Source organism: Luteibacter sp. HA06, assembly GCF_054061215.1.
In genome coordinates this window covers 2387513-2409878 of record NZ_JBSSDZ010000001.1, presented here as the reverse complement: position 1 = coordinate 2409878, position 22366 = coordinate 2387513, and the positions used below count along the sequence as shown (strand labels likewise).

23 protein-coding genes are annotated in these 22366 nt (G+C 62.6%); 10 read left to right on the top strand and 13 right to left on the bottom strand.

Features of this window, described 5'->3' with window-relative positions:
• Window positions 1-21 precede the first annotated feature (21 nt).
• Window positions 22-477, top strand: a complete 456-nt coding sequence (locus ACVWWJ_RS11100) for a nuclear transport factor 2 family protein (RefSeq protein WP_456967834.1) — start codon at window positions 22-24, stop codon at window positions 475-477.
• Here ACVWWJ_RS11100 and ACVWWJ_RS11095 read toward each other — a convergent pair.
• From ACVWWJ_RS11095 to ACVWWJ_RS11070, 6 genes are all read right to left on the bottom strand, one after another.
• A complete protein-coding gene (locus ACVWWJ_RS11095) occupies window positions 474-749 on the bottom strand; it encodes a hypothetical protein (RefSeq protein WP_159895343.1) in 276 nt (91 codons plus the stop codon). The genes ACVWWJ_RS11100 and ACVWWJ_RS11095 overlap by 4 nt on opposite strands.
• 78 nt (window positions 750-827) lie before the next feature.
• Entirely contained in the window at window positions 828-2660 is a 1833-nt protein-coding gene (locus ACVWWJ_RS11090) for a M3 family metallopeptidase (RefSeq protein ID WP_456967833.1), read from the bottom strand.
• 12 nt (window positions 2661-2672) lie between these two features.
• A complete protein-coding gene (locus ACVWWJ_RS11085) occupies window positions 2673-3455 on the bottom strand; it encodes a helix-turn-helix domain-containing protein (RefSeq protein ID WP_456967832.1) in 783 nt (260 codons plus the stop codon).
• A gap of 22 nt (window positions 3456-3477) precedes the next feature.
• Window positions 3478-3591: a DUF2474 family protein gene (locus ACVWWJ_RS11080; RefSeq protein ID WP_159895349.1), complete on the bottom strand. Its 114-nt coding sequence runs from the start codon at window positions 3589-3591 to the stop codon at window positions 3478-3480.
• Window positions 3591-4598 (bottom strand): cytochrome d ubiquinol oxidase subunit II, encoded by a 1008-nt coding sequence (gene cydB, locus ACVWWJ_RS11075; RefSeq protein WP_159895351.1) that lies wholly within the window; start codon window positions 4596-4598, stop codon window positions 3591-3593. Before cydB ends, ACVWWJ_RS11080 begins: the two co-directional genes overlap by 1 nt.
• A 7-nt stretch (window positions 4599-4605) precedes the next feature.
• Window positions 4606-6030, bottom strand: a complete 1425-nt coding sequence (locus ACVWWJ_RS11070) for a cytochrome ubiquinol oxidase subunit I (protein ID WP_159895353.1) — start codon at window positions 6028-6030, stop codon at window positions 4606-4608.
• A 170-nt stretch (window positions 6031-6200) separates the two neighbouring features.
• Here ACVWWJ_RS11070 and ACVWWJ_RS11065 point away from each other — a divergent pair, with 170 nt between their 5' ends.
• The 3 genes from ACVWWJ_RS11065 to ACVWWJ_RS11055 all read left to right on the top strand — a co-directional run bounded on the left by ACVWWJ_RS11065 (window position 6201) and on the right by ACVWWJ_RS11055 (window position 8665).
• On the top strand, window positions 6201-6548 hold the full coding sequence (locus tag ACVWWJ_RS11065; protein ID WP_456967831.1) for a hypothetical protein: 348 nt from the start codon (window positions 6201-6203) through the stop codon (window positions 6546-6548).
• Between the two features lie 233 nt (window positions 6549-6781).
• Window positions 6782-7711, top strand: coding sequence for an IS110 family transposase (locus ACVWWJ_RS11060; protein WP_456966652.1), 930 nt, complete (start codon window positions 6782-6784; stop codon window positions 7709-7711).
• Between the two features lie 75 nt (window positions 7712-7786).
• Window positions 7787-8665 carry a glyoxalase gene (locus ACVWWJ_RS11055; protein ID WP_456967830.1) on the top strand — a complete coding sequence of 293 codons (879 nt, stop codon included), beginning with the start codon at window positions 7787-7789 and terminating at the stop codon, window positions 8663-8665.
• A gap of 131 nt (window positions 8666-8796) precedes the next feature.
• Here ACVWWJ_RS11055 and ACVWWJ_RS11050 read toward each other — a convergent pair whose 3' ends face one another.
• The 3 genes from ACVWWJ_RS11050 to ACVWWJ_RS11040 form a co-directional block, all read right to left on the bottom strand.
• Window positions 8797-10992: a TonB-dependent receptor gene (locus tag ACVWWJ_RS11050; protein ID WP_456967829.1), complete on the bottom strand. Its 2196-nt coding sequence runs from the start codon at window positions 10990-10992 to the stop codon at window positions 8797-8799.
• Window positions 10993-11091: 99 nt separating this feature from the next.
• The gene (locus ACVWWJ_RS11045) at window positions 11092-11676 is read right to left on the bottom strand and encodes a fasciclin domain-containing protein (protein ID WP_159895361.1); all 585 of its coding nucleotides are present in this window, start codon (window positions 11674-11676) and stop codon (window positions 11092-11094) included.
• A 95-nt stretch (window positions 11677-11771) separates the two neighbouring features.
• On the bottom strand, window positions 11772-12761 hold the full coding sequence (locus ACVWWJ_RS11040) for a zinc-dependent alcohol dehydrogenase family protein (protein ID WP_159895363.1): 990 nt from the start codon (window positions 12759-12761) through the stop codon (window positions 11772-11774).
• A gap of 273 nt (window positions 12762-13034) precedes the next feature.
• Here ACVWWJ_RS11040 and ACVWWJ_RS11035 point away from each other — a divergent pair, with 273 nt between their 5' ends.
• Window positions 13035-13487 (top strand): hypothetical protein, encoded by a 453-nt coding sequence (locus tag ACVWWJ_RS11035; RefSeq protein ID WP_456967828.1) that lies wholly within the window; start codon window positions 13035-13037, stop codon window positions 13485-13487.
• Here ACVWWJ_RS11035 and ACVWWJ_RS11030 read toward each other — a convergent pair.
• Both ACVWWJ_RS11030 and ACVWWJ_RS11025 read right to left on the bottom strand, forming a co-directional pair.
• Window positions 13434-14402: an MASE1 domain-containing protein gene (locus ACVWWJ_RS11030; RefSeq protein WP_456967827.1), complete on the bottom strand. Its 969-nt coding sequence runs from the start codon at window positions 14400-14402 to the stop codon at window positions 13434-13436. The genes ACVWWJ_RS11035 and ACVWWJ_RS11030 overlap by 54 nt on opposite strands.
• A 214-nt stretch (window positions 14403-14616) precedes the next feature.
• Window positions 14617-15921 carry a carbohydrate-binding protein gene (locus tag ACVWWJ_RS11025; RefSeq protein ID WP_456967826.1) on the bottom strand — a complete coding sequence of 435 codons (1305 nt, stop codon included), beginning with the start codon at window positions 15919-15921 and terminating at the stop codon, window positions 14617-14619.
• 335 nt (window positions 15922-16256) lie between these two features.
• Between ACVWWJ_RS11025 and ACVWWJ_RS11020 the strand changes: the two genes are divergently transcribed.
• Window positions 16257-16781 (top strand): hypothetical protein, encoded by a 525-nt coding sequence (locus tag ACVWWJ_RS11020; RefSeq protein ID WP_159896321.1) that lies wholly within the window; start codon window positions 16257-16259, stop codon window positions 16779-16781.
• A gap of 30 nt (window positions 16782-16811) precedes the next feature.
• Here the strand turns inward: ACVWWJ_RS11020 and ACVWWJ_RS11015 are convergent, their stop codons facing one another.
• Window positions 16812-17138 (bottom strand): hypothetical protein, encoded by a 327-nt coding sequence (locus tag ACVWWJ_RS11015; RefSeq protein WP_456967825.1) that lies wholly within the window; start codon window positions 17136-17138, stop codon window positions 16812-16814.
• A 29-nt stretch (window positions 17139-17167) separates the two neighbouring features.
• Window positions 17168-17980, bottom strand: coding sequence for a CHAD domain-containing protein (locus ACVWWJ_RS11010; protein WP_456967824.1), 813 nt, complete (start codon window positions 17978-17980; stop codon window positions 17168-17170).
• Window positions 17981-18675: 695 nt separating this feature from the next.
• On the opposite strand from ACVWWJ_RS11010, the gene ACVWWJ_RS11005 reads away from it, so the two are divergent.
• The 4 genes from ACVWWJ_RS11005 to ACVWWJ_RS10990 all read left to right on the top strand — a co-directional run bounded on the left by ACVWWJ_RS11005 (window position 18676) and on the right by ACVWWJ_RS10990 (window position 22197).
• The gene (locus ACVWWJ_RS11005) at window positions 18676-19629 is read left to right on the top strand and encodes a hypothetical protein (RefSeq protein WP_456967823.1); all 954 of its coding nucleotides are present in this window, start codon (window positions 18676-18678) and stop codon (window positions 19627-19629) included.
• A gap of 286 nt (window positions 19630-19915) precedes the next feature.
• A protein-coding gene (locus tag ACVWWJ_RS11000; protein ID WP_456967568.1) for an IS3 family transposase occupies window positions 19916-21003 on the top strand; the annotation gives its coding sequence in 2 pieces (ribosomal slippage) (window positions 19916-20168 and window positions 20168-21003; 1089 coding nt in all).
• A gap of 41 nt (window positions 21004-21044) precedes the next feature.
• Entirely contained in the window at window positions 21045-21311 is a 267-nt protein-coding gene (locus tag ACVWWJ_RS10995; RefSeq protein WP_456967822.1) for a hypothetical protein, read from the top strand.
• Window positions 21312-21507: 196 nt separating this feature from the next.
• Complete coding sequence (locus ACVWWJ_RS10990; protein WP_456967821.1) at window positions 21508-22197, top strand: hypothetical protein; 690 nt, start codon at window positions 21508-21510, stop codon at window positions 22195-22197.
• Window positions 22198-22366: the final 169 nt, after the last annotated feature.

Here is a 22366-nt window from a genome sequence, read left to right as displayed (position 1 = left end):
GTTTTCAACGCGGGTTGCCCAATGAACGTCAGGTTGCTTGGTTCTGTTGCCTTCACCTTCCTTGGTCTGTCAGCCGCCGCATCCGCTTCAGCGGCGGATGCCGACGATAAGGCCGTCCTTGCGCCTGTGCAGGCCTTCTTCGATGGCATGGCGAAGTACGACAGCGCGGCGATACGCGCCACGGTGCAGCCGGAAGGCAGCGTGGCGCTGTTGCGCAAGGGCAAGGTCGTGCGGATGACGCTGGGCGAGTTCGCCGATCACATGAAGCCGGCGAAGGACCGTATCGAGGAGCGTATTTACAGTCCGCTCGTCCGCGTCGATGGCGATCTCGCGATCGTCTGGGCGCCTTACGATTTCCTGGTCAACGGGCAGGTGAAGCATTGCGGTACGGACGCGGTGAATCTGGCGCGTGTCGACGGTCGCTGGCTGATTACGGGGATCGCGGACAACAGCCGGGACGATTGTCCGGCGCGTTAATCGCCGAAGGCTAGGTCGATCTCGTTGGAGATGGCCACCATGGCGGCGCCGTAGCCGGCTTTCGGCTCGCTGCCCGGCGGCCCGAGCAGGCGGCTGAGCTGCGACGCGGCTTCGGCGATACCGTCGAAGCCTTCGGGTGCGGCCAGGGAGGCGATGCGGCGCGCGCGGAAGCGGCTTTCGTCCAGGTCGCCCGCGACCGCGGCTTCATTCATGGCCACGGCATCGAAGATGATTTCACCCATCGTGAAGCTGTCGGTTTCCTGGCGGTGCACGGTATAAGTCCCTGAATCGACCCATGTGAAGGATACATGGCAAGAGCGGTTCGGGGCGTCATGAGAATGTGAAGCCTCTCAAGGATTCGAAATCTTTCCCAGCGCAGCGGTCTTGCTGCGGATGACCTCCATGTCCGCCCCGACCAGATCGGCCGGACTCAGGTCACGGCCGAAGAATCGACGAAGAATCTCCTTCGGCGGGGCGTCGAAACCCGAGGTCATCAGCGCTTCGTAGCGCTTCTGGAAGTCGCGCGGATCGTGGGTCGCCATGGCGAACATCTTCGTCGCCAGCAGCCCGGCATAGAGATAGTTGGCCAGGTAGAGCGGGTCCTGGAACATCAGTCGCTTGCCGATCCACGCGTGCTTCAGCTCCGGATCGATGCCGGGCCAGATCTCGAAGCGGCTGGTGGTGGCCAGGGTGAGCGCATCCAGGTCGGCCGCCTTGCGGATCGTTCCGCCGACCACGCCGTCGTAGATGGCTTCTTCCAGCTGGGCCTCCTCTGCGGAGGTGAATATCTCGAACGTCATCTCATCCAGCTGCGCCTGCAGGTAGTACGCGCGCGTCGAGGGATCCGGAGCGTGCTTGTAAAGGTACTCGTAAAACAGCATCTCGTTGAGGATCGCTACCGCTTCCTGCATCCAGCTAGGCCCGCGGTTGTAGAACGGCGACACCCCGTGTGCATCCATGAGTTCGCTGTGCAGGGCGTGGCCGCCCTCGTGCGCCACGACGCTTGCGCCCTTCAGGGTCGGGTTCCACTGGCTCAGGAAAAGGCCAGGGGGAACACCGGGTGCGGCAATCGAAAAGTTGTCGTCGACGCGCGTGCCACGCTCGGTGGCAAGATCCGTGCGCTGCGCGGCAGGATTCAGCAAGGCGGTGAAACGCGTCACGTAGTCGCTGCCCAGGGGCGCCAGCGCTGCCGGCACGGTGCGACGCACCTGTGCGTAATCGAACGTGGGCGCGGTGAATCCCGGTGGCGGCAGCGTCATGTCCCAGCTGTGCGCTTCGTCGAGGCTAGCGGCCCGGGCGATGCGGCTGGCACGAAGACGCTGGTACTCCTTCAGGACCGATGCCTGTTGTTCCACTGCGTGAGCCGTCGCATCCACATCCGCCCGATCGAACTGGCGAGCGAAGTAGGTGGCTTCCGGTGCGTTGTTAAAGTGCTGAAGATGAGCGGTCTTGTCGTTGATACGCACGATGCCGATCAGCAGCGCCGCGTACGTTTCCGCATTGATAGCCATCGCAGCCTGCTTCTGTTGCCATGCCTGCTTCCGGACTTCGCGATCCGGATCGACGGCCAGCCGCTCGGCGTCCTTGCCCGCATCGAGATCGCCGTTCCGGGTGTGCACGCTGCCGTAGACGGTCGCCCGGCGCGTCTTCTGGTAGGTGGTCCACAAGGCCGTGGTTCCCTCGTCGGAAACCTCGTCGAGGATGGCCTGTTGCTCGGCGGGTAACTCGTGCGGAAGGCTACGAACCGCGCGATCCAGCACGTAGCTGTAATGGCCCAGCGCGGGTTCCGCGCGGACTGCCTCGTCGAAGCCCGGCTTGCCCAGGGCGCGCAACGTGTTGCGGACCCTGGTGACGATGTCATTGGAGTCGCTTTGCGCGGCGTTGGACGCAGTGGCCGCAGCGTGGTCGTCGATGTCGAGCGCCGTGCGCAGGTGGAGGTAGGCAAGGTGCCGCTGATCGCGCGACAGCAACGACTCTGCGCGACGGAGATAGACGAGCAGGTCGGGTGGCGACGGCGCAGCCAGGACGGGCAGGGCGGCGATTTCGGCCTCGAGTGCCGTGCGTTCGCTGGCTTCGTCCGCGGCGGACGCGAAGTAGGCTGCCGGGTCGATGCGATAGGTTTCGGCGACGGCTAAGCCGGGCAGGGAGCAGAGCAGGGCGAGGAGCAGGCTAGGTGTGCGCATGCCTGGACGGTATCAAGCGCGAAGGCCACCTGCTTTACCCGGATTAACACGCCATGCACTCGGCGTGGTGGCATGCACGGCGCGGAACGAACGCGAGAACTGCGCCGCGCCGGCGAAGCCACAATCCAGCGCGATGTCCAGCAAAGGACGGCGTGTCGTACGCAACAAGGCAGCTGCACGGTCCACGCGGAGGCGACGTACATAGTCGCCGATCGTGCACTCGTGCACGGTGCGGAAGGTACGTGCCAGGTGCACGGGGTGACGCCCGGCCACGACGGCCAGCTGGTCCAGCGTCACCTCGCGCGCCGGGTCGTCCTGCAGGAACTCGCGCACCCGGCGAAGCCACGCGGGCTCCTGGCGCGAGCGCCGGTCCAGGCCGCGCGCCGTGAGTGCCAGTGCTTCCATCGTCAGGGCTTCGGCAGAAAGCGAGGCGAACGCGTCATCCAGCGCGAGCTGCGCGACGATGCTCCGGCCCAACGTGAGCAAGGCGGCAGAGCGGCGAAGCAGGGGCCGGCCATTGAGTCGTGTCCCGTGTTCCGCGAGCAGCGCCGTGGTTTGTTCACCGGCGGAGAAGATCACCTTGCGGGCGCCCTCCTGGCCGAAACGCTGGGCATGCGCCGCGTTGGCCGGACAGAACAGCAGGTCGCCCGGATCATGGGCGTTGGTCTCGCCGAGGATACGTTCTTCATAGCGGCCCTCGACCACGAGGCAGAACCAGGGCTCGTCGTGGGCGTGCGCAGCCATGGCGCCGTGGGCGGCATAGTGCGATACGTGCAGGTCGATGATTCCGTTCACGACGATCCCCTTCCGGATGGTGTCAGTGCGGCACCAGCAGCCGGAACAGGCCGGCAACACAGGCTACCGCGGCGACGCCACCGAGATAAAGCACGACGAACCAGGCGGTCTGGCGCAGGCGCGGATGCTTCGTCATCAGTGGTAACCCTCGTCGCCTTGCCGCACTTTGCCCCGGAAAACCCAGTACGCGAGGATCGTATACGCCAGGATGATCGGGATGACGATGGCGGCGCCAACCAGGGTGAACACCTGGCTCGACCTTGGCGCCGAGGCGGCATAAATCGTCAGCGACGGCGGAATGATGTTCGGGAAGATGCTGATCAACAGCCCGCTATAGCCAAGGAAAACGATACCCAGCGTCAGCAGGAACGGTGCGCGGTCATTGCCGCGACGCAGGTTGACCAGGATGCCGACCACGCAGGCGATGACCAGCACCGGCACCGGCAGGAAGAACAGCAGGTTCGGCATGGTCAGCCAGCGCGTGGCAACGGAGGGCTGACCCAGTAGCGTCCAGATGCTCACGATGCCTACCGCGGCGGCAAGACACAGGGTGAGCGGCCGCATCAGCACGGCCATGCGACGTTGCAGCTCGCCTTCGGTCTTCATCAGCAGCCAGCCGCAGCCGAGCGTGGCGTAGGTCAGAAGGAGCCCGATACCCGTGAACAGGTTGAACGGCGAGAACCAGTCGAACGGGCCGCCGACGAACTTGCCATCGCGTACGTCGATTCCCTGCAACAGGCTGCCGAGGATCACGCCCTGGGCGAACGTGGCCACGCCCGAGCCGGCGATGAAGGCGAGGTCCCAGAGGTACTGAGTACGGCGTGCCTTTGCACGGATCTCGAAAGCCACGCCGCGGAAGATCAGCCCGCAGAGCATGGCGATCACCGGCAGGTACGTGGCCGGAAGAAGCACCGAGTACGCAACGGGAAACACGGCATACAGGCAGGCGCCGCCCAGCACCATCCAGGTTTCATTGCCGTCCCAGACCGGCGCGACGGTGTTGAGCATCACCTCGCGCTCGCCCTCGCGGTCGAAGAACGGAAAAATGAGGCCGATGCCGAGGTCGAAACCGTCGAGCATGACGTAGAGGAAGACGCCGAAGCCGATGATGGCCGCCCAGATCATAGGCAAGTCGATATGCATGGCGTGGCTACTCGTCGATGGGGTCGGTGGGACGGGACAGCGGACGATGATCGAAGCGATCGCGACCCAGGCCGGTATCGCCGGAGGAGGAACCTTCGGCCTCGTCGTGCGGCAGGTCGGGACCCTTCGCCATGAGCTTGAGCATGTAGTAAATGCCGGTGCCGAAGACCAGGAAGTACACCATGATGAAAATCATCAGCGAGGTGCCGACCTGGTCCACCGTCAGCGCTGGCGAGACGGCATCGCGTGTGCGCATCACGCCGTAGACGACCCACGGCTGGCGCCCCGCTTCGGTGGTGATCCACCCGGCCAGCAGTGCGATCAGCCCGCTGGGTCCCATGAACAGCACGAAACGCTGGAACCATCGTGTTTCGTAAAGACGTGCGTTACGCCTCAGCAGCAGACCAAGAACGGCGACCAGCAGCATGAGCAGACCCATGCCCACCATGATCCGGAAGCTCCAGAAGACGATGGTCGAGTTGGGCCGGTCTTCACGCGGGAAGGACTTCAATCCCTGGATCTCGCCGTTCCAGCTGTGGGTCAGGATCAGGCTGCCCAGGTGCGGCACCTTCACCGCGAAGTGGGTGGTCTCGTTCTCCATGTCGGGCCAGCCGACCAGGTTGAGCGAGGTGCCACCGTGCTCGGTTTCCCACAGGCCTTCGATCGCGGCGATCTTCGCGGGCTGGTGTTCGCGGGTATTGAGACCATGCGCGTCGCCTGCGGCGATCTGGATCGGCACCACCACCAGGATCATCCACAGGGCCATGGAGAAGGATTTGCGAATGCCCGGGTCCCGCCGACCGCGAAGTAGATGCCACGCCGCGCACGCGCCGACGAGCATCGCCGCCACGATGAAGGCAGCCAGCGCCATATGCACGAGGCGATACGGAAACGAGGGATTGAAGATGATCTTGAGCCAGTCGACCGGCACGACCCGGCCGCCGATCACCTCGTAACCTTGCGGTGTCTGCATCCAGCTATTGGACGAGAGGATCCAGAAGGTGGAAATGAGCGTGCCGGTAGCCACCATCAGCGTGGCGAAGAAATGGGCCTTCGGGCCGACGCGTTTCCAGCCGAACAGCATGATGCCGAGGAAGCCGGCCTCGAGGAAAAAGGCCGTCATCACTTCGTAGGCGAGCAGGGGGCCGGTGACCGCACCGGCAAAGGTAGAAAACCCTGCCCAGTTGGTGCCGAACTCGTAGCTCATGACCACGCCGGAGACCACGCCCATGCCGAAGCCGACGGCGAAGATCTTCGACCAGAAGAAGAACAGTTCCTTGTAGACCACCTTGCCGGTCTTTAGCCACAGGCCTTCCAGAACGGCGAGGAAGCTGGCCAGCCCGATGCTGATGGCCGGGAACATGATGTGGAAGGACACGGTGAAGGCGAACTGCCAGCGGGCGAGCAGGAGCGCCGTCTCGGATACGTTCACGCGAAAGTCCGTGCATGGGGAGCCGGCCCCCAGTGTCCCCCGTTTCCAGACCTGTGGATTGTGCATTCCCATCACCACGGGCCGGAATCATCGACAGGCCGATTCGGCAGACTCACTCAAGTTTGAGGTTGGCAGGCCGATGATCCTGCCACCTTGCACCAGGAATGCCCGTGACCCTTCGCCTCCTGCCTCTCGTTTCCGCTCTCGCGATCCTTGCCGCCGGCTGCACCGGCGACGACTTTCACCTCTCGGGCAAATCCGTTGACGGGGCAGATATCGTCCTCGATGGCGCGCGCGGCACGGTGAGCTGGCACTGGGGTCCGAAAGCCTATGCGCAACCTTTTACGCTGGCGAAGAAAGATATCTCGCACGAGCCGGCAGGCTGGAGCGGCACGATGGACCTGAAGCTGAGCAGCGGCCGGCACCTGGCCTTCTCCGGCAAGCAGAGCAGCTTCGTCTGCGAGAAAGGCTGTGACGACCTGCATCTGCCCCTCCTGTGGACCGTCGCCGACAAGTAGCCTTCCTGTAGGAGCCGATTCATCGGCTTGTGTCTTAGGACCGGCGTAGGCTTAGGGGTGAGAGCGGAGTGCGGCAAGCCCGTCATCGGCGGTGCTGCGAGCACGTGTGGGAGCTGGGGCTGCCGCACTCCCTCCACCAATAGCCCGAACAGTTGCCCGAGTCGTACCTCGAATTCACAAGCCGGGGCATGGTGGAGGTGCTCTCACTTCCGATCGTACTCCGGAGTGAAGTCATGAGCATCCATGTAGGAATCGACACCGGTAAATCCATGCTGGACGTGGGTTTTTTTCCTGGGGAGCGCTGCGAGCGCTTCGCTAATACGGCCGAAGGCCACCGTGCTTTACTGCACGTTCTGGCGCCTTTGGACGTGCCGCATATCGCGATCGAAGCGACGGGCGGTTACGAGCGAGGCATCGTCGATGCCTTGGCGCAAGCGGGTTATTGCGTCACCCGGCTGGCATCGCATCGCGCCACGGCTTACGCAAGAGCGATGGGGCGTTTCGCCAAGAACGACTCGCTCGACGCGCAGATCCTGGCGCGGATGGCCGCGCATATCACGCCGCAGCCTTATCAGACGCCGGCACCCGAGCGCGCCGACCTGGCCGAGCTGGTACGTTGCCGTTTGCAGATGGTGAGCCAGCGCGACGATAACTTCCGGCGGCTGAAGCAGACGAGGCTGACGGCGGCTCGCCAAGCGTTACAGGCCATGATCGATGCGGCCAGCATGCAAATCCGCGACCTGGACCGACAGATTGCAACGGCGACGAAGGACGTTGATCCGGCATCGCGATTGCGCGAGGTGCCGGGCGTCGGACCCGTCGTGCAAGCGACGCTGATCGCGTATTTACCCGAACTGGGCCAGCTGACACGGCAGCAGATTGCCGCCCTGGTCGGTGTGGCGCCTTACGTCGACCAGAGCGGTCGCCGCGACGGCGCCCGGCATGTGCGTGCCGGCCGCTGGATCGTGCGGCGCGCGCTGTATATGGCGGCTTGGGGAGCCATCCGAACCAAAGGCAGCGCCCTCGGAGAGCGCTACCGCGCCCTACGGGCGCGAGGAAAAGTGGCCAAGGTGGCTCTCGTCGCCTGCATGCGATGGCTGATCACGGCGATCAATGCGATGGTCCGTGACCAGGTCGGCTGGCGGCATGAGGCGGCTGTCTGAAAAAGACAGTTGCTCCCACAAAGAGCGGGTGATGGCATAGTGCGGATGGACTCCCATACTCCGCAGGAAACGTTCATGCGCCTTCGCTCGTTGTTCCTCAGCATGGCGCTAGCCGCCGTCCCCGTGTCCGCATTCGCCGCAACTCCCCCCGATTTCTCAGTCGGACCCCAGTACGACACCACCCACGTCTACATCGCGCCTCAGGATGTCGACGCCTTCGTGCGCAGTTTCGCAGCCACCTTCGAAGGGCAGTCGACGAAGCAGGGCATCGCCACGGTCACCCCGACGCCGTCGAGCACCTCTACCCAGCTCGTGCAGAGTCCTTCCGGCGCGGTGTCGGTGTTTGGATTCCGCACGCCGGTACCATATCCGTTCGGCCTTGAACGCACGGGTTACCTCGTCACGGATCTCGACGCCGCGATCAAGGCCGCGGAGCAGGCGGGTGCCGCCACGGTCGTGACCGCGTTCGACGACCCGATCGGGCGCGACGCCGTGATCAGCTGGCCGGGTGGCGTGAACATGCAGCTCTACTGGCACACAAAGAAGCCGAGCTACGACGCGCTACGCCATGTGCCTGAGAATCGTATCTACCTGCCCGCCGCAAGCGCGACGAAGTTCGTCCAGGCATTCATACGTTTCGCGCACGGCAAGGTCGTGTCCGACGACGCGAAGGCACCGACGAGCGACATCGGCGGCACCTCGGGAACCTATCGCCGCATCCGTCTCGAGTCCGGCTACGGTAAGGCAACTGTCCTGGTGACCGACGGCCATCTGGTCTGGCCCTATGGCAGCGAAGTCACCGGCTACGAGGTCGACGACCTCGACGCGGCGCTGGCCCGCGCCACGCAATCCGGTGCGAAAGTCGTGGTCCCGGCACACGCCGAGGGCGACCGTCACGCCGCCATGCTCCAGTTCCCCGGCGGCTACGTCGCCGAGATCCACGCCTCGCGGTAGCAAGAAGGGCAAATGGGGGGCCGATTCATCGGCGAAGAGTAAATGTGGGAGCCGATTCATCGGCGAAAAGCCAACGGAGCGATGACACCGTGACCTCAATCGCCGCTGAAGCGGCTCCCACACACTGCCGATCAGAGATCGAACGTCGCCGAGACCAGGAACGTGCGCGGCGTTCCCTGGGTGAGGTAACCACCCGTGGCCGACGCCCAGTAGCCCTTGTTGGTGATGTTCTGCACCGTGAGGCGGAAGGTCACCGGCGTGTTCTCCAGCGTGGCGGTTGCGCGGGCACCCACGTCGTACGTCGTCCATGCCGGGATATCCAGCGTGTTGGTGACGTTGACGTACTGCTTGCCCGTGCGCACAGCGCGAGCGCTGAGGGTTATGTCCGGCGTGTTCGGGATGTCCCATTCCGCACCGAGGTTAGCCTGGAAGCGTGGCACGCCGATCGCGTCGTTGCCGTTGTTGACGCCACCGTCCGTCTTGGTCAGCTCGGGCTGGATGTAGTTGGCACCACCAAGGACGCGAACGCCCTGGGTCGGCTCGCCGAAGAAGCTCCACTCGGCGCCGCGGTTACGCTGCTCGCCGGCGATCGTGTAGGTATTAGTGGTCGTATCGACGTAGCCGCTCGGCTGCTTGATCTGGTACAGGCCGAAGGTGCTGCCGAAAGCGCCGGCATCCCACTTCACGCCAACTTCGTTCTGCTTCGACTTATACGGTGCGAAGACCTTGCCTGCGTTGGTCAGCGGAACGTTGCCGAACTGGACCGGCGCCGTGTCGCCCTGGGTGAGGGCTTCGATGTGATTGGCGTATACCGAGAACTGCTCGCTGATCCGATAGTTCACGCCGAGGATCGGGCTATTGGTGTAACGGTCGTACTCGGCGTTCTTGCCGCCGCCGAGGTTGCTGTAGTCGTACCCGATGGTGTGCAGGCGCTGGCGACGAACACCCGCTGTGACCTGCAGCTTGTCGTCCATGAAACCAAGGGTGTCGGAGATCGCCAGGCTACGCGTGATCGTGCGGCCGGTGATGTCGGGCGCACCGGAGTCGCCGACGTACTCGGGACGCGACACGGCGATCGGGTCGTAGATATTCGTGGCGAAGGTGCCCGAATACGCATAAGCAACTTTCTTCCGCGTATTCAGCGCGGAGAAGCCGACCGTCACATGATGCGACACGTCACCCGTGTTGAAATGCGCATTGAAACCGGCTTCGCCCGTGGCGGTATTCGCCACGTACGGAACGGTGAAGCGGGATTCAGTCGCATCCCCCGCAGCGTTGCTTACCGTCGGGCTGACGTAGTCACCGTACTCGTTGCCATGATGCGCGCCGGCCGCTGCGTACGCGGTCAACCAGTCGTTGATGTCGTATTCCGCACGGACCACGCCGAACGTGTCTTCCAACTGCGAACCCGACCAAGACTGTGCATAGTTGGTCTTCGCCGAAGGCGCTTTCGGAACGACGCTACCGACGAAGACCGTCGAACGGCCGTCGTTGATCGTCTGCTTCTGGTAACCGAGATCGGTCGTGACCCGCAGGCGCTCGCCCGTGTAGTCGAAGCCAACGGAAAGGGCGTTTACACGATGATTTTCGCCATCGATCGCCGTGCCGCCGTTGCGCGATACAGCATTCACGCGAACGCCGAACTCGTTGTTCGCACCGAAACGCCGGCCGATATCGGCGGTGGCGCCGATCTGGCCATCGCTGCCGTAATCGACGCCCACGCGGGTGATCGGGTCCACCGTGGCACGCTTGGGCGCGATGTTGATGCTGCCACCGATGCCCGAACCGCCTGGCGAGACGCCATTGAGGAAGGCGCTGGCGCCCTTGAACACTTCAACGCGGCTGACCAGCTCGGGAGCGAGCAGCTGGCGGGGTAGCAGGCCATACAGGCCGTCGAAGCCGATGTCGTCGCTGAACAGCTGGAAGCCACGGATCACGAAGGTCTGCGAGTAGTTGCCGTAGCCGAAGCCGGTACGGACGGCCGGGTCATTGGCGACCACGTCGCCCAGGGTGTGAGCCTGCTGGTCGCGGATCAACTTGTCCGTGTAGCTGGTCATGGCGAAAGGAACATTCATCATGTCCTGGTTGCCAAGGACCCCGAAGCGGCCGCCCTGAGCCACCTGACCGCCTGCATAGGCGGCGGTCGGTGCCACCACATCAGCCCGGACCTGGATGCCGGACAGCGTCGTGGCGTTGTCCTGAGTCTTCCGCTGGGTATCGTCGGTCTCGTCGGCGGCGTGAACGGCGTCGGCGACAAGGAGGGTACCGAGCACGGCAGCGCGGATGGAGAGGGTCAGACGGCGGCGGGCCGGAAGCGCGGTGTGCATGGTGGTCCTGAGGGCGGAATGAGAATCGCTCGCATTATGATCGAGATTCCACCATCCGCCTAGGGGCAACAACCACCATGCAACCGCTACGGTGCCGGATTACGGCATCAGGACCTTATTGACGACGTGGATAACGCCGTTGGACTGCATGACGTCGGCGATGGTGACCTGGGCCACGCCACCCTTGGCGTCAGTTACCGAGAGGGTCTTGCCGGTCTGCATGACGGTGAGCGGCTCGCCTTCCACCGAGGTCAGGCTGGCCTTGCCGTTGCCCTTGGCGACCAGAGCCATCAGGTCCGCGGCGGAATAACGGCCCGACACCACGTGGTAGGTGAGGATCTTGGTCAGGGTCGCCTTGTTCTCAGGTTTCACCAGCGTGTCGACGGTACCTGCCGGGAGCGCGTCGAAGGCTTCGTTCGTGGGCGCGAAGACGGTGAAGGGGCCTGGGCCCGACAGCGTGTCGACCAGACCAGCGGCTTTCACGGCGGCGACGAGGGTCGTGTGATCCTTCGAGTTGACGGCGTTCTGCACGATGTTCTTGTTCGGATACATCGCGGCACCACCGACCATCACGGTCTTCTGGCTACCCATCGCGTCGTCCGCGAAGGCGACGTTGACCACGCCGCAGACAGCGGTGAGCGCGAGAGCGAACTGGAGGGTGCGGGCAAGCGAACGGTTCTTCATGGCGAATCCTCGGTCCCCGTGATTGGGGTACCAAGTGATACGCACGCCTGCCGCGTCCGGATGCAACGGATGCGGCAGGCGACCCGTTCACGCCCTCACACGGTGACGACAATGCGTCCCACGTGCTGGTTCTTCTCTAGGGTGCGATGCGCCTCGACGATGTCGTCGAAGGCGAACGTCTGCGCGATGCGCGGCTTCAGCTTGCCGCTGGCCAGACCCTCACTGATGAACTTCACCGCGCGCGCCTGGCGCTCCGGGTCCGTTGTCGTGCCGAAGAGGTTATAGCCGCGGATCACCGGCTCGTTCGGAATGATGTCGAGCAGCGGCAGCGGTGTGACCTCATCGCTTAACGCGCCGTAGACGAACACGGTCGCACCGTGTGCGAGTGAGGCGAGCAGGGTGGGGAACTGCGAGCCGCCAACGGCTTCGAAGGCGAACGTGGCACCCTTGCCATCAGTGATGCGCTTCACCTCGGCGACGAGATCCTGCTCCTCCGTGGCGATGACATGCTTCGCGCCAGCGGCAAGCAGGGCGTCGCGCTTGGCACTCGTGCGCGTGAGAGCGATGGATGTTGCACCGAGCATGTTGATCATCTCGATCGCGCCAAGGCCCACGCTGCTCGATGCGGACGATACGAGCACCACGTCGTCGCGTGTCAGTGTCTGGCGCTCCGCGAATGCGCCGTACGGTGTGATGTACGGATTCCAGATAGCCGTGGCTTCTTCGAACGAGAGCCCTGCCGGGATGGCGACTACCGCGTGTGCCGGTGCGAGAACGACCTCGCCATAGAGGCCGTAATCGTTCTGGGAGAACGAGGGAATGGTGGTCACCTTGTCGCCCGCCTTGACGTGCGTCACTGCTGCGCCGACCGCGTCGACGACGCCGGCGACTTCATAGCCAAGGCGCGCGGGCAGGCGCACTTCCTCGACGTAGTTGCCCAGTCGCCACATCGACTCCGCGCGATTCAGGCCGATCGCCCGCACCGCGATGCGGACTTCGTTGGGTCCGGGTGCCGCTACCTCGACGTCGCGGAACTGAAGAACCTCGGGAGCGCCATAGCGTTCGAACAGGACGATGCGTGACATGGGATTGACCTCGTGCAGGTGGGGCGCTGGATGCGCCATGTGCACAAGCTGCGTCCCCGCGGTGCATTCAAAAGCAGGGCCGACGTCCGGACACTTCGGACATGGAAGGCGGAAATCCCCGCCAGAAGTGTGCAGATTCGGCACGTGGCCCCCGTTTGTCACCCGCTTCCGAGAAAGTTGCGAAGTCGGTCGCGACGTCATGCGAGATGTGTGGCCGACGGACGGCCCGCGCGGTCGCGCGGGCCAGGAACTCACCGCAGATAAGGAATCATCATGGGACGCATGCAACAGCTTTTCCTGACCGGCCTGGTCGCCGCTGGTCTCGCCTCGACTGCATCCGCTGCCGCGCCGCCGTCAACCGGCCTTGGCCAGGCGTGGCCTAACGCGACCGACGTCAGCGCCAGCCCGCACTACCACGTGTACGTGTTCGAGCGTCTGGGCGTGCGCTATGTACAGATCAACGATCTCAACGGCAATGTGCGCGCTGCGTTCGGCAATGCGGGTGGCAACTTCTTTGGCCTGCCGATCGGTCTGGACGCCAATCGCCTGGAGACACCGACGGAACCTTCGGCCGTACCGGCCGACACTACGGGGACGGCGGGCGAGACTGTCTATCAGGACGGCAGCAGCCGCGTCCAGGTGGTGCCGCAGCCGACGGGAGGCCTTCGCACGCTAGTCATCGGCGACTGCACCAATCCGGCCGAGTGCAGCGTCCACGGTCCCTGATGGCTTTGCCGCGCCGACGCTCACCGAGCGTCGGCGTCGGCTTCCGTGAGGCGCCATGAGCGAAGCGGAAACAACGAGCGACAGCAGGACCTGTGCCTGGATCATTTTCGGGTCCATGAGCGTCGACGATGTGGTGGCCAGCGCGATGCTGGCGACCATGCCGGCCACGGCGGCGCCGTGCCAACCGTGCCGGACAGTGAGGATGACCACCGGGACCACGATCGCAAGACGAAGCCACTGCTGCAGCGCGCCCTGCGCGGAGAGCGATCCCAGTGCAAGCACGAACAGCACGGGCAACGCGCCGAAGAGCAGTTCGCGCACCAGGGGGCTGGTCCATACGACGGACAGTGAAACCGTTCCTGCCCGCGCATAGCGTTCGCGCAATGCCAGGACGGTGGGTGTAATGGCGAGCGCCCCGAGGAAGGCACCCAGCAGATACGCCCGGAAATAGCCGGCCGGATCGATCTCCGGCCATGCGCCAGGGGCCGTGGCGAGTGCGGCCAGCAGGGCCGCCTCGGTGAACACCGCGGTGATGAGAGCGGCGCCCGCAGTGGCGACGAGAATCGTTGGCATGTTGATTTCGCCGGTGGCGCGGTAAATGCCGGCATATCGCCGTATCCCTGCAACCAGCAACATGCACGGAGCGATAAGCGGGGTGGAGGCGAGCAGACCCCAAAGCATGCCGAACCTGGGAATACACAGTGCCGCGCTCTCGAGCACCGGCAGGGTCTCGCCGATGACCAGGGCCGGCCAGAATCGTCGCGGCACCAGCAGCGCGCAGGCGAGTCGCAGGCCGGTCGGCAGGATCCAGTGTGAAGAGGAAAAATGGCGCGTGAGCTCGTAGCAAGCGGCATACGCGGCGGCCACGGCCGCCATCTGCGTCCACAAGACACGGTCGTTGTTGGTTCCTTCCACGCCCACCTCCTGATCCTTACGAAGTGTTATTCAGTTAAGTCTGCCAACGAACCCTGGCGCCATGTGGATCGTTCTAAGCACTTTCCACACATTTGCCGATTCCGCGTTGCAATGGCGTTCTTGAAGCTTGCATCCCTGACACGAAATGCCCCCGGAGTCCGCTATCGGACGCCGGGGACAGGGTGCCAGCCATGAGGGATGGCTGGGGTGTTACTCAGCGCCCCAGATCGCTCAGGAAGCGCTTGGTGTACTGCAGTGGTGTCGTGCTCGGCACGGAGTTACAGGTCGGCGATGCCGAGCCGCCGGCACACGGCGTGTCGCGATCGAGCGACCAGAAGTGCACGCCGGCGAGCTTGTTGGTCGAGGCGTAAGCCGCGATCTTGTCGACGTTGGCCAGGCTGACCACTTCGCTGGAGGCATCGTTCACCCCGATCATCGGCGTGATCTCGATCTTGCTCAGCGGAATGCCATACGTGTGCTGCAGGTTGGTGACCGACTGGATCGCGGACTGGCCCATGTCGCAGGCGCCATTGCTGACGACGCAGATGCCGGCGCTCGCGCCCGAGCCGTAATCCATGGCCATCAGGTTGATCGTGTAGTTGTTCAATGCGGACGCCTTGACCGCACGAACCACCATGTCGCCCGTGCCATTCACGCCGCCAAAGCTGCCATCCGAAGCGGCGAGTGTTGCCAGCGTGAACGAGAAGCGCAGGTTGGGGTACTGGCTTTGTGCGGCGACGGCCCCGGCGATCAGGGAGTTGATCTGCGCCGGTGTCTGCCCGGCTTCGATATCGAAGTCGACGCCGACCATGTGTGGACTCATATACGTCGAAATGAACTTCGCCATGCCCGCGTTGCTGCCGCAGGTGAAGCTACCCGCCTGGCCACCCGTCGAGACGACGTAGTTGATGCCGGCACTGTTCAGGCGGCTGATATTGGCGCTCGCGAACGATGCAGCGGGAAGGCCGCCCCAGTTCTCGCTACCGCATTCGCCGGTGGCGAAGGCGAGCGTGATCGCACCGAGGTTGGGCACCTGGGTCGAAACCAGGCTGCCGCTGCCGACGACCGGGATACGCGTTCCGGTGACCAGCGTCGACATGATGTTGGTGTTCCAGTCGAGGTTGATCGTGATGTCCTTGTACGGACTGAACAGCAGGTCGCCTGCGGCCGGCGGCGGATTGGTCGGCGGCGGCGGGTCGACGGGCGGGGGTGTGGTGCCGCCCCCTGTACACGAGCCCTGGTTCGTCCATGGCTGGCCGGAGCCGCTGGCGCCGCTGTGTGTCGCAGGGTCATCGCCCTGGGTCCACCAGTTGGCGAGGTAGTTCACCCCGTTCTCGCTGGCCGTGCTGCCTCCGGTGTAAACCGAGCCAGCCGTCCATGCTGCAGCACATGCGCCGGCGGCATGGGCCGTTTGCATGGGCACAGCCGCGGAAAGGGCCAGAGCAATCGCTACACCCAACGTGCCCGAGCAACCGCCGAGCACCGCATGGGACCGCACCTTCGTCGTCTTCGTGAACATCGAACGCCTCCTGCCTGGGTTGGTGGCGTTTGATGTAGTCCTCGATGACAACGTTGTCTATTTGCCATTCGGCGAAATGTGACGGTGAACGTGAAGACCGATTTAACACCGTTTGCGGCGCTGCAATGGCGCCAGCGCGCCGTTTGCGCTTCCTGCGCTACAGGCGCGTCGAAACGCCCTGATGCATCGCGGCAGCCGCGAGAAATTGTCTTGTCTCGTCAAATGTCCGGAATGACAACGACGGCCAGTGGTTTTCAGCGCCGGGTAGGCGTGATCGACCGGATATGTCACCGTGAGCCGATACCGGGACCCGATCCGGCCAGGAGCAACAACGCATGCCGTTCCGTTCGACCATGATCGCCGCAGGTTTCATCGCCAGCTTCGCTGTTTCCGTGGCAGCCGCGCAGGCAGCGCCCCAGGCGTCCGCGTTGCCGGCAGCACCCGCCGCGCAGAAGCCCGCCGACCCACAGTTCGAAGCGGCAAAGAACTTCGTCTCGTTCTACACGTTCAACCGCGTGGCCTATAAGCAGGTCTGCGACAAGCAGGCGGTCGATGTGAGCGTCTTCGTGAATACCTTCGTCAACGAAAACGCCGGTGTTTATGCCAAGGCCATGTCGGTCCTGCAGGCGCACGGAATCTCCGAGCCCGAGGTGATGGCAAGGCTGAAGGGCACGATCGCTTCGTCGGAACCCGACGTTCGCCAGGCCTTGCAGGACAGCGCGGCAAAGGAGAATGCGGGCTCGACGACGCTCGACGGCTGCAAGTTCCTCGCAGCACACGGCGAAAAACTCGCCGGGGACCTCGACATGAAGAAAACCCATCCCGAAGTCATCCAGGCGCTCAGCGGCAGCAAGCCCTGAGGGCTTGCCACCCGGCCTGGTGGGCGGTGATTACGCTTCCGGGTGAGCTGCCAGCCACACGCTGATGTAGCTTTCGAGCGACTGATGCGTAGGCACCTTCAGGGCAGCCTCGCGAATGAACACGGTGGATGCCTTCAGGAACGCCTGCTTGGCGTGATTGCTGGCCTGGCGGACCTTCGCCTGGCTCTGCCGGACCTGCACAAGGTGCGGCGACGGCTGGCCGGGCTTGGCGAACTTCTGATAACGGCGCAGCTCGTCGGCCACCGTGGCGGTGTCGGTTGCGGCCTGTTTCATGGCCGTCGCGGCCTTGCGTACGTCGATCAGGGCCGTGGATGCGGCCGGGGAGAGATTGGTCATACGGCGATCTTAGGGCATCGCGCCCGCGATCATCGGATCTTTCTTCGCGCCTTCAGTTCATGGGCGATGCGTTCGAGCAGAGGTTCCAGCGTCAGGGGCGCCTTCAGTGTGCGCAAGGTCGCCCGCAAGGCACGCAGATCCTGCTTCGCACCCAGGGCGTCGGAAAGGTGGGTCATCGCATGCACCGCCGCCTTGTCTTTGGCGCCGCGCTTATGGGCGGATTTGCCGCTGGCTTTCAGCACCTTGCGCCAGAATTCCAGCTGCATGCGGAGGCGCCTGGCGCGTCGACGCCAACGGTGCAGGTTGGCGACCGAGCCGTCCTTGCGGACCCGTTTCTCGGCACGAGCCACCCGACGTTCGGACCGCGCGATGGCTTCTTCGATGCTGCGCCGTGTGACTGACTTCCAGGGCAGCACCTCGATCGCATCGCCGAGGTCGCGTATCTGGTGGCGGCGCTTGAGGAACCGCGGATCTTTCGTCAGTGCGGCAGCGAGGCGGCCGTCACGACGGTTCTCTAAAGCATGGATCGCTTGTCGCCACTCGGGAGACGGGCCGGGACCGCCCAGGGTCTGCGCCGTATGCACCGCCACGTGGGAATCGCGTAGCGGTGATAACGCGGTGGCCAGTTTGCCGATGCGTTCGTTCAGCGAAGGGAGCTGGTTCGCGAAGGGGTCCGCCCCGAGGGCAAGTAGGCTCTTAAGCCGTCGTAACGATTTGCGCGCTTCATGGATGCCGCGATGCCGATCCTTCACGTCAGCCAGGGCGCGCGCCGCACCGCGGCATTCCCTACCGGCCAGCGCGGCGAGGGCGGCTTGGATGCTGGGCGCGGGTGTCTGTGGCATCGGAACTAAATAGCACGAATCGTGTCTTGTCGGCTGTGCAATGGTCGCTTAAGATGCGCCACGTTTTGCGACACATGCACGGACTGCAACCGCGCCACGGTGGTTGCTGTAGTCGCGGAAACCACTGAAATCAATCAATGACACGATTGCCGCCGGCAGTAGGCGGCGGCGTGCCGTATCAAGAAATGCAGGGATGCGACTCGAATGAAAGGCCATGGTGCCGGCAAGTTGACGCTTGCCATTGCTTTGACGATTGCGTTTGGCCCGACGGCCATCGCCCAGCAGTCTCCTGCTCAGGAGTTGTTGCGTCAGCAGGAGCGTGAGCGCGCGCTTCAGGAACAGCAGGATGCTACGCCCGGTTCAGACGACGAATCTCCCATGAATCGGCTATCCGCGTCGCTAATGTCGAGTGCCGTGCGTTTGCGGCTTCGTTTGCTCTGGTCCCGGTTGCAACCTATATCAAGTGCTTCTTTAACGACGTCGAGTTCATGTTCTCGATAGCACTGGTCAAGACCTCAAGAGGAGCCGCACTTACGGGATGCGCCATATGCGTTCTGCAGTTTATTGCAGGGTCGCTTAGGAAGTGAGCAGACCCGTAGCAATATCACGCACTGATGGGCGCGCTTCCGAAAAAAGTGAGTCGCAATATCGCGTGGCATAGATGAATTTCAACGAATGGATACCAAGTGAGTTGCATGTCTACGAATCGAGTTCTTATCACTGTTGCGTCCACTCTCGTATTCCTGAGTGGCTGCGCATCGAAGAATCAACAAGTCGTTCGGCCGATCCAGGTCGGTGCGCCATTAGCGAGTAGCCAGAACTATCTCCATGAATCATGGGAAGAGACGCTGCGCGTAGCACGTAAGAGGGAATCGGACGCCAAGTCTCCGATCGAGAAGGCGATTGCGGTCAAGACGCAGGCCGCCGCACTAGACTCATTGGGCCGATCAAAAGAGGCGCTTATCACTATTGATCGCGCGACATCCATGATTCCTGCGCCGCAGCCTAAGCCTTTTGCGTTTACCAAAGCCAGCATTCTCCTGAGTCTGAATGACCCGGTCGGGGCCTTGGCATTGCTCAAGCCAATACTGGCAAGGGTAAAGGAAGCGGAGGTGGGGAGGACTAATTTCGATGTCGCTCTGATGAGAAGCCTTGATAGCGAGGGATTCTTCGGCGCGGCACTTGCCTATATGCAGCTTGAGCGGTGGCAGGACGCCGTCCACGCACTCGAGGAATCGCAAGACCTCATTGAGGGCCGATCCTTTCAGGCCTATAAGGCGCTCTATTACCGCTATATCCGGGCCCGGACGGATGATCCGTTGGCGACTAGCTCCCGACTCGAATCTTACGCGACCGCTCTTGCCTCATATGATGTTGGGTATCGCAGCTCACTCTTGAGCATGTGGAACGGTAGCGACAACACCGAGGAACTGGCTGAGCGGATAGCGGCGATTCGCAGCGGCGCTGATCGACAGGATGCGCTCGCAGAGTTCTATTTCTTTCGAGGCGCCTACCTGAAGTACGTCAAGAAAGATGATGCAGGGGCGCTGAGTATGAAGTCGAGTCTCGACCACTTGGCCCCGTACGGTGCGGTTGAGTGGACCATCGGTTCGAGGCTGTTGTCGACCGAAGCGGTCAAAAGTCAATGACGTCTATGCCAGATGATATGAGTCCTCGTTGATCTCGAATGATGGCTTCTACGATGAAGATTGATCTCCATGAAACGATCTTGCTAACTCGCGGGGTAAAGGAAAACTATGAATAAAACTGCCAAGTGGCGCTTACCTCTGCTCGCCACGATCGTCATGGTCGCCTTGGGTGGGTGCGCTCAGTTGCGCTCATACAAGGAGCCGACGACAGGTGCGCGCGTAAGCTTCCCCAATAGGTAGACACACAAGAACTAGAACTTCTGGCATCTTTCCCTCCGGAGGATCCATGAAGAAATCAAAGTTCACCGAGACGCAGATTGTCTCCATTCTCAAGCAAGCCGATGCAGGCGTGCCGATCAAGGATATCTGCCGACAGGCAGCGATCAGCTCGGCGACGTACTACCAGTGGAAGAGTAAATACGGTGGCATGGAAGCGTCGGATTTGAAGCGGGTCAAGGAGCTGGAGGCGGAGAATTCCCAGCTCAAGCGGATGTACGCGGAACTGGCGTTGGACAACGTCGCGATGAAGGACCTGATTGCAAAAAAACTCTAGGGCCGGCGCGCAAGCGTGAGGCGGTGCAGTACCTCATCGAGGTGCATGCGCGCCCGCTCCGCCGGTCCTGTGAATGCGTCGGGCTTTCTCGCGCCGCGTATTACCGGCCGCCGGCTGACCCCGCGGTACGTGATGCGGAGCTGATCGCGGCCTTGTCCAAGGTGGTCGAGGACCGACCCAGTCGCGGCTTCTGGAAGTGCTGCGCCATCCTGCGGCGCACGCGTCCGGACTGGAATCCGAAGCGAATATACCGAGTCTACAAAGCGATGAAGCTCAACCTTCGACGTGCTGCGCGACGGCGGCTTCCCAAGCGCGAGCGGGTCGCGCTCTACGTGCCAAGGCATCCGGACACTGTCTGGTCGATGGACTTCATGAGCGACGCGCTGGCGTGCGGCCGACGCTTCCGCACCTTCAATGTCGTCGACGACTTCAATCGGGAAGCCTTGCACATCGAGGTCGATACCTCGATCACATCGGCCCGGCTGGTGCGCATCTTCGAGCAGATCAAGCGCGACCACGGATTGCCGCAGGTGATTCGCTCGGACAACGGCCCGGAGTTCCTGGGCGAGAATTTCGTTCAATGGCTCAAGGTTAACGGCGTGGCCTTGCGATACATCCAGCCAGGCAAGCCCAACCAGAACGCGTACATTGAGCGGTTCAATCGAACCTTCCGCGAGGAAGTCCTCGATCAACACCTCTTCGCTCGCCTCGAAGACGTACGCGAAGCAGCGCACTGGTGGATCATCGACTACAACGAGCAACGACCGCACGCCTCGTTGGGCAACATGACACCCAGCGAGTACCGTCAACAAGCCGCCTGATGCTCTAGTTTTGAAATGTCTGCTTGACGGGGAAGCTTACGATGGAATCGATGTTAGCCGTACTATTTGGACTCCTTACATCAGGCCGAAAGGTTGAGAATCCATCACTACGTCAATACTTCTTCAGCTTCATGGGTGGCGCAATCTTTGTCCTGTTTGCGATCGTCCTAATCGAAGGCGCTGAATCAGGTTTTTCCAAAGCATTGTCGGCCCTGGTTCACAATTTTTTCCCGGGAGGCGTCGTCGCTTCGTTGATCGGAGGCATCGGCGGTACGTCGATCTTCTGGTTTCCGAAGAGCGGCGACTGAGGCGGAGAGCGACGAACGGATTCATTATTTTGTCGATGCTGTTTCCGGATTCGTGGACCGCATTTCCCTTGATCGTGCCCGATGAATGTCCGCGAACTTCAGGGCCCGTCAGCAGGTATCTAGCCCGGAATGCAGCAAAGCAACTGGTCTACGTTCATCCTTAAGAAGTCAACTGTTTAGAATGATGAATGCGCGCATGGCAGGCACGTTGCGTAGTGCCTTCGCTGTATGGAGCTACGCGTTCCCATGCGCCTTCGGCGGCGGCAATGCAGGCATAAACTGGAAATCCAGGAGAGATTCATTGGCGAGTTCAGATGTGCAGGACAAGACGATTGGTGAGTTCGTCGACCTGGTCGCGAGCAAGCTCGGATCAGGTAGAGCAATTCACCCCGAGACGGCAATATCGACCGGGGCGCGGCTTGCAGGATCTCTGTTGTTGAGATCTTTCAGCTTGGGTGTCGAGGCACTCGAGCCCGGTGCCATCCTCATCTCAACCGAGGCCAACGAGAAGGGGCCATTGCTCATTCGAGCGATGGTTGCATTCCTATCCAAGTCGAGTGTCTCGCTTGACGAGGAATTGATGAGGAGCGAGCTCGTTCAGCGCGGCGCCGAGCCAAACCTTACGGTCATGCAATCTCTCTCGGCCCTGCAGCACGATGCCCTGGAAATCGTACGCACCAATGGTCTTGGTCTGGAAGATGCCGCCCTTTGTGCAGCGGTAGCTACAGGGTTCATGGTTAAAGAGTGTGCGGCGACGATCGGTGCTGTGGTCGGGTTCAACGTCGCGGTCCTCGGCTTCATCGAAGGTTGCAAGATGGTTCCGCCAGTTCTTTCGGGTACTTCGTCCGCTGCTGAGAAGAAGCGCCCCTGGTACAAGATATGGTGACGTTCGATCCTTGAAACGTCATCATCAAGCTTAATACGCCCATGCGAGCTTGTTGAAGGGGTACCCTCTCGCCGTATCTCTAGCGCTTCACTTCGGGCGATCGCTGAGGCTGGTTTTGTTTGCGTGGATGAATGTCACTTGCTTATCGCGTTGCTGCCGGGGGCAATTA

Excerpts from the sequence above, each read along its gene's own strand:
- ACVWWJ_RS11100 (WP_456967834.1), top strand. The coding sequence starts at position 22 with ATGAACGTCAGGTTGCTTGGTTCTGTTGCCTTCACCTTCCTTGGTCTG.
- ACVWWJ_RS11090 (WP_456967833.1), bottom strand. The coding sequence starts at position 2,660 with ATGCGCACACCTAGCCTGCTCCTCGCCCTGCTCTGCTCCCTGCCCGGC.
- ACVWWJ_RS11080 (WP_159895349.1), bottom strand. The coding sequence starts at position 3,591 with ATGACGAAGCATCCGCGCCTGCGCCAGACCGCCTGGTTCGTCGTGCTT.
- cydB (WP_159895351.1), bottom strand. The coding sequence starts at position 4,598 with ATGCATATCGACTTGCCTATGATCTGGGCGGCCATCATCGGCTTCGGC.
- ACVWWJ_RS11060 (WP_456966652.1), top strand. The coding sequence starts at position 6,782 with ATGAGCATCCATGTAGGAATCGACACCGGTAAATCCATGCTGGACGTG.
- ACVWWJ_RS11055 (WP_456967830.1), top strand. The coding sequence starts at position 7,787 with ATGCGCCTTCGCTCGTTGTTCCTCAGCATGGCGCTAGCCGCCGTCCCC.
- ACVWWJ_RS11050 (WP_456967829.1), bottom strand. The coding sequence starts at position 10,992 with ATGCACACCGCGCTTCCGGCCCGCCGCCGTCTGACCCTCTCCATCCGC.
- ACVWWJ_RS11045 (WP_159895361.1), bottom strand. The coding sequence starts at position 11,676 with ATGAAGAACCGTTCGCTTGCCCGCACCCTCCAGTTCGCTCTCGCGCTC.
- ACVWWJ_RS11040 (WP_159895363.1), bottom strand. The coding sequence starts at position 12,761 with ATGTCACGCATCGTCCTGTTCGAACGCTATGGCGCTCCCGAGGTTCTT.
- ACVWWJ_RS11035 (WP_456967828.1), top strand. The coding sequence starts at position 13,035 with ATGGGACGCATGCAACAGCTTTTCCTGACCGGCCTGGTCGCCGCTGGT.
- ACVWWJ_RS11025 (WP_456967826.1), bottom strand. The coding sequence starts at position 15,921 with ATGTTCACGAAGACGACGAAGGTGCGGTCCCATGCGGTGCTCGGCGGT.
- ACVWWJ_RS11020 (WP_159896321.1), top strand. The coding sequence starts at position 16,257 with ATGCCGTTCCGTTCGACCATGATCGCCGCAGGTTTCATCGCCAGCTTC.
- ACVWWJ_RS11015 (WP_456967825.1), bottom strand. The coding sequence starts at position 17,138 with ATGACCAATCTCTCCCCGGCCGCATCCACGGCCCTGATCGACGTACGC.
- ACVWWJ_RS11010 (WP_456967824.1), bottom strand. The coding sequence starts at position 17,980 with ATGCCACAGACACCCGCGCCCAGCATCCAAGCCGCCCTCGCCGCGCTG.
- ACVWWJ_RS11005 (WP_456967823.1), top strand. The coding sequence starts at position 18,676 with ATGTCTACGAATCGAGTTCTTATCACTGTTGCGTCCACTCTCGTATTC.
- ACVWWJ_RS10995 (WP_456967822.1), top strand. The coding sequence starts at position 21,045 with ATGGAATCGATGTTAGCCGTACTATTTGGACTCCTTACATCAGGCCGA.
- ACVWWJ_RS10990 (WP_456967821.1), top strand. The coding sequence starts at position 21,508 with ATGGCAGGCACGTTGCGTAGTGCCTTCGCTGTATGGAGCTACGCGTTC.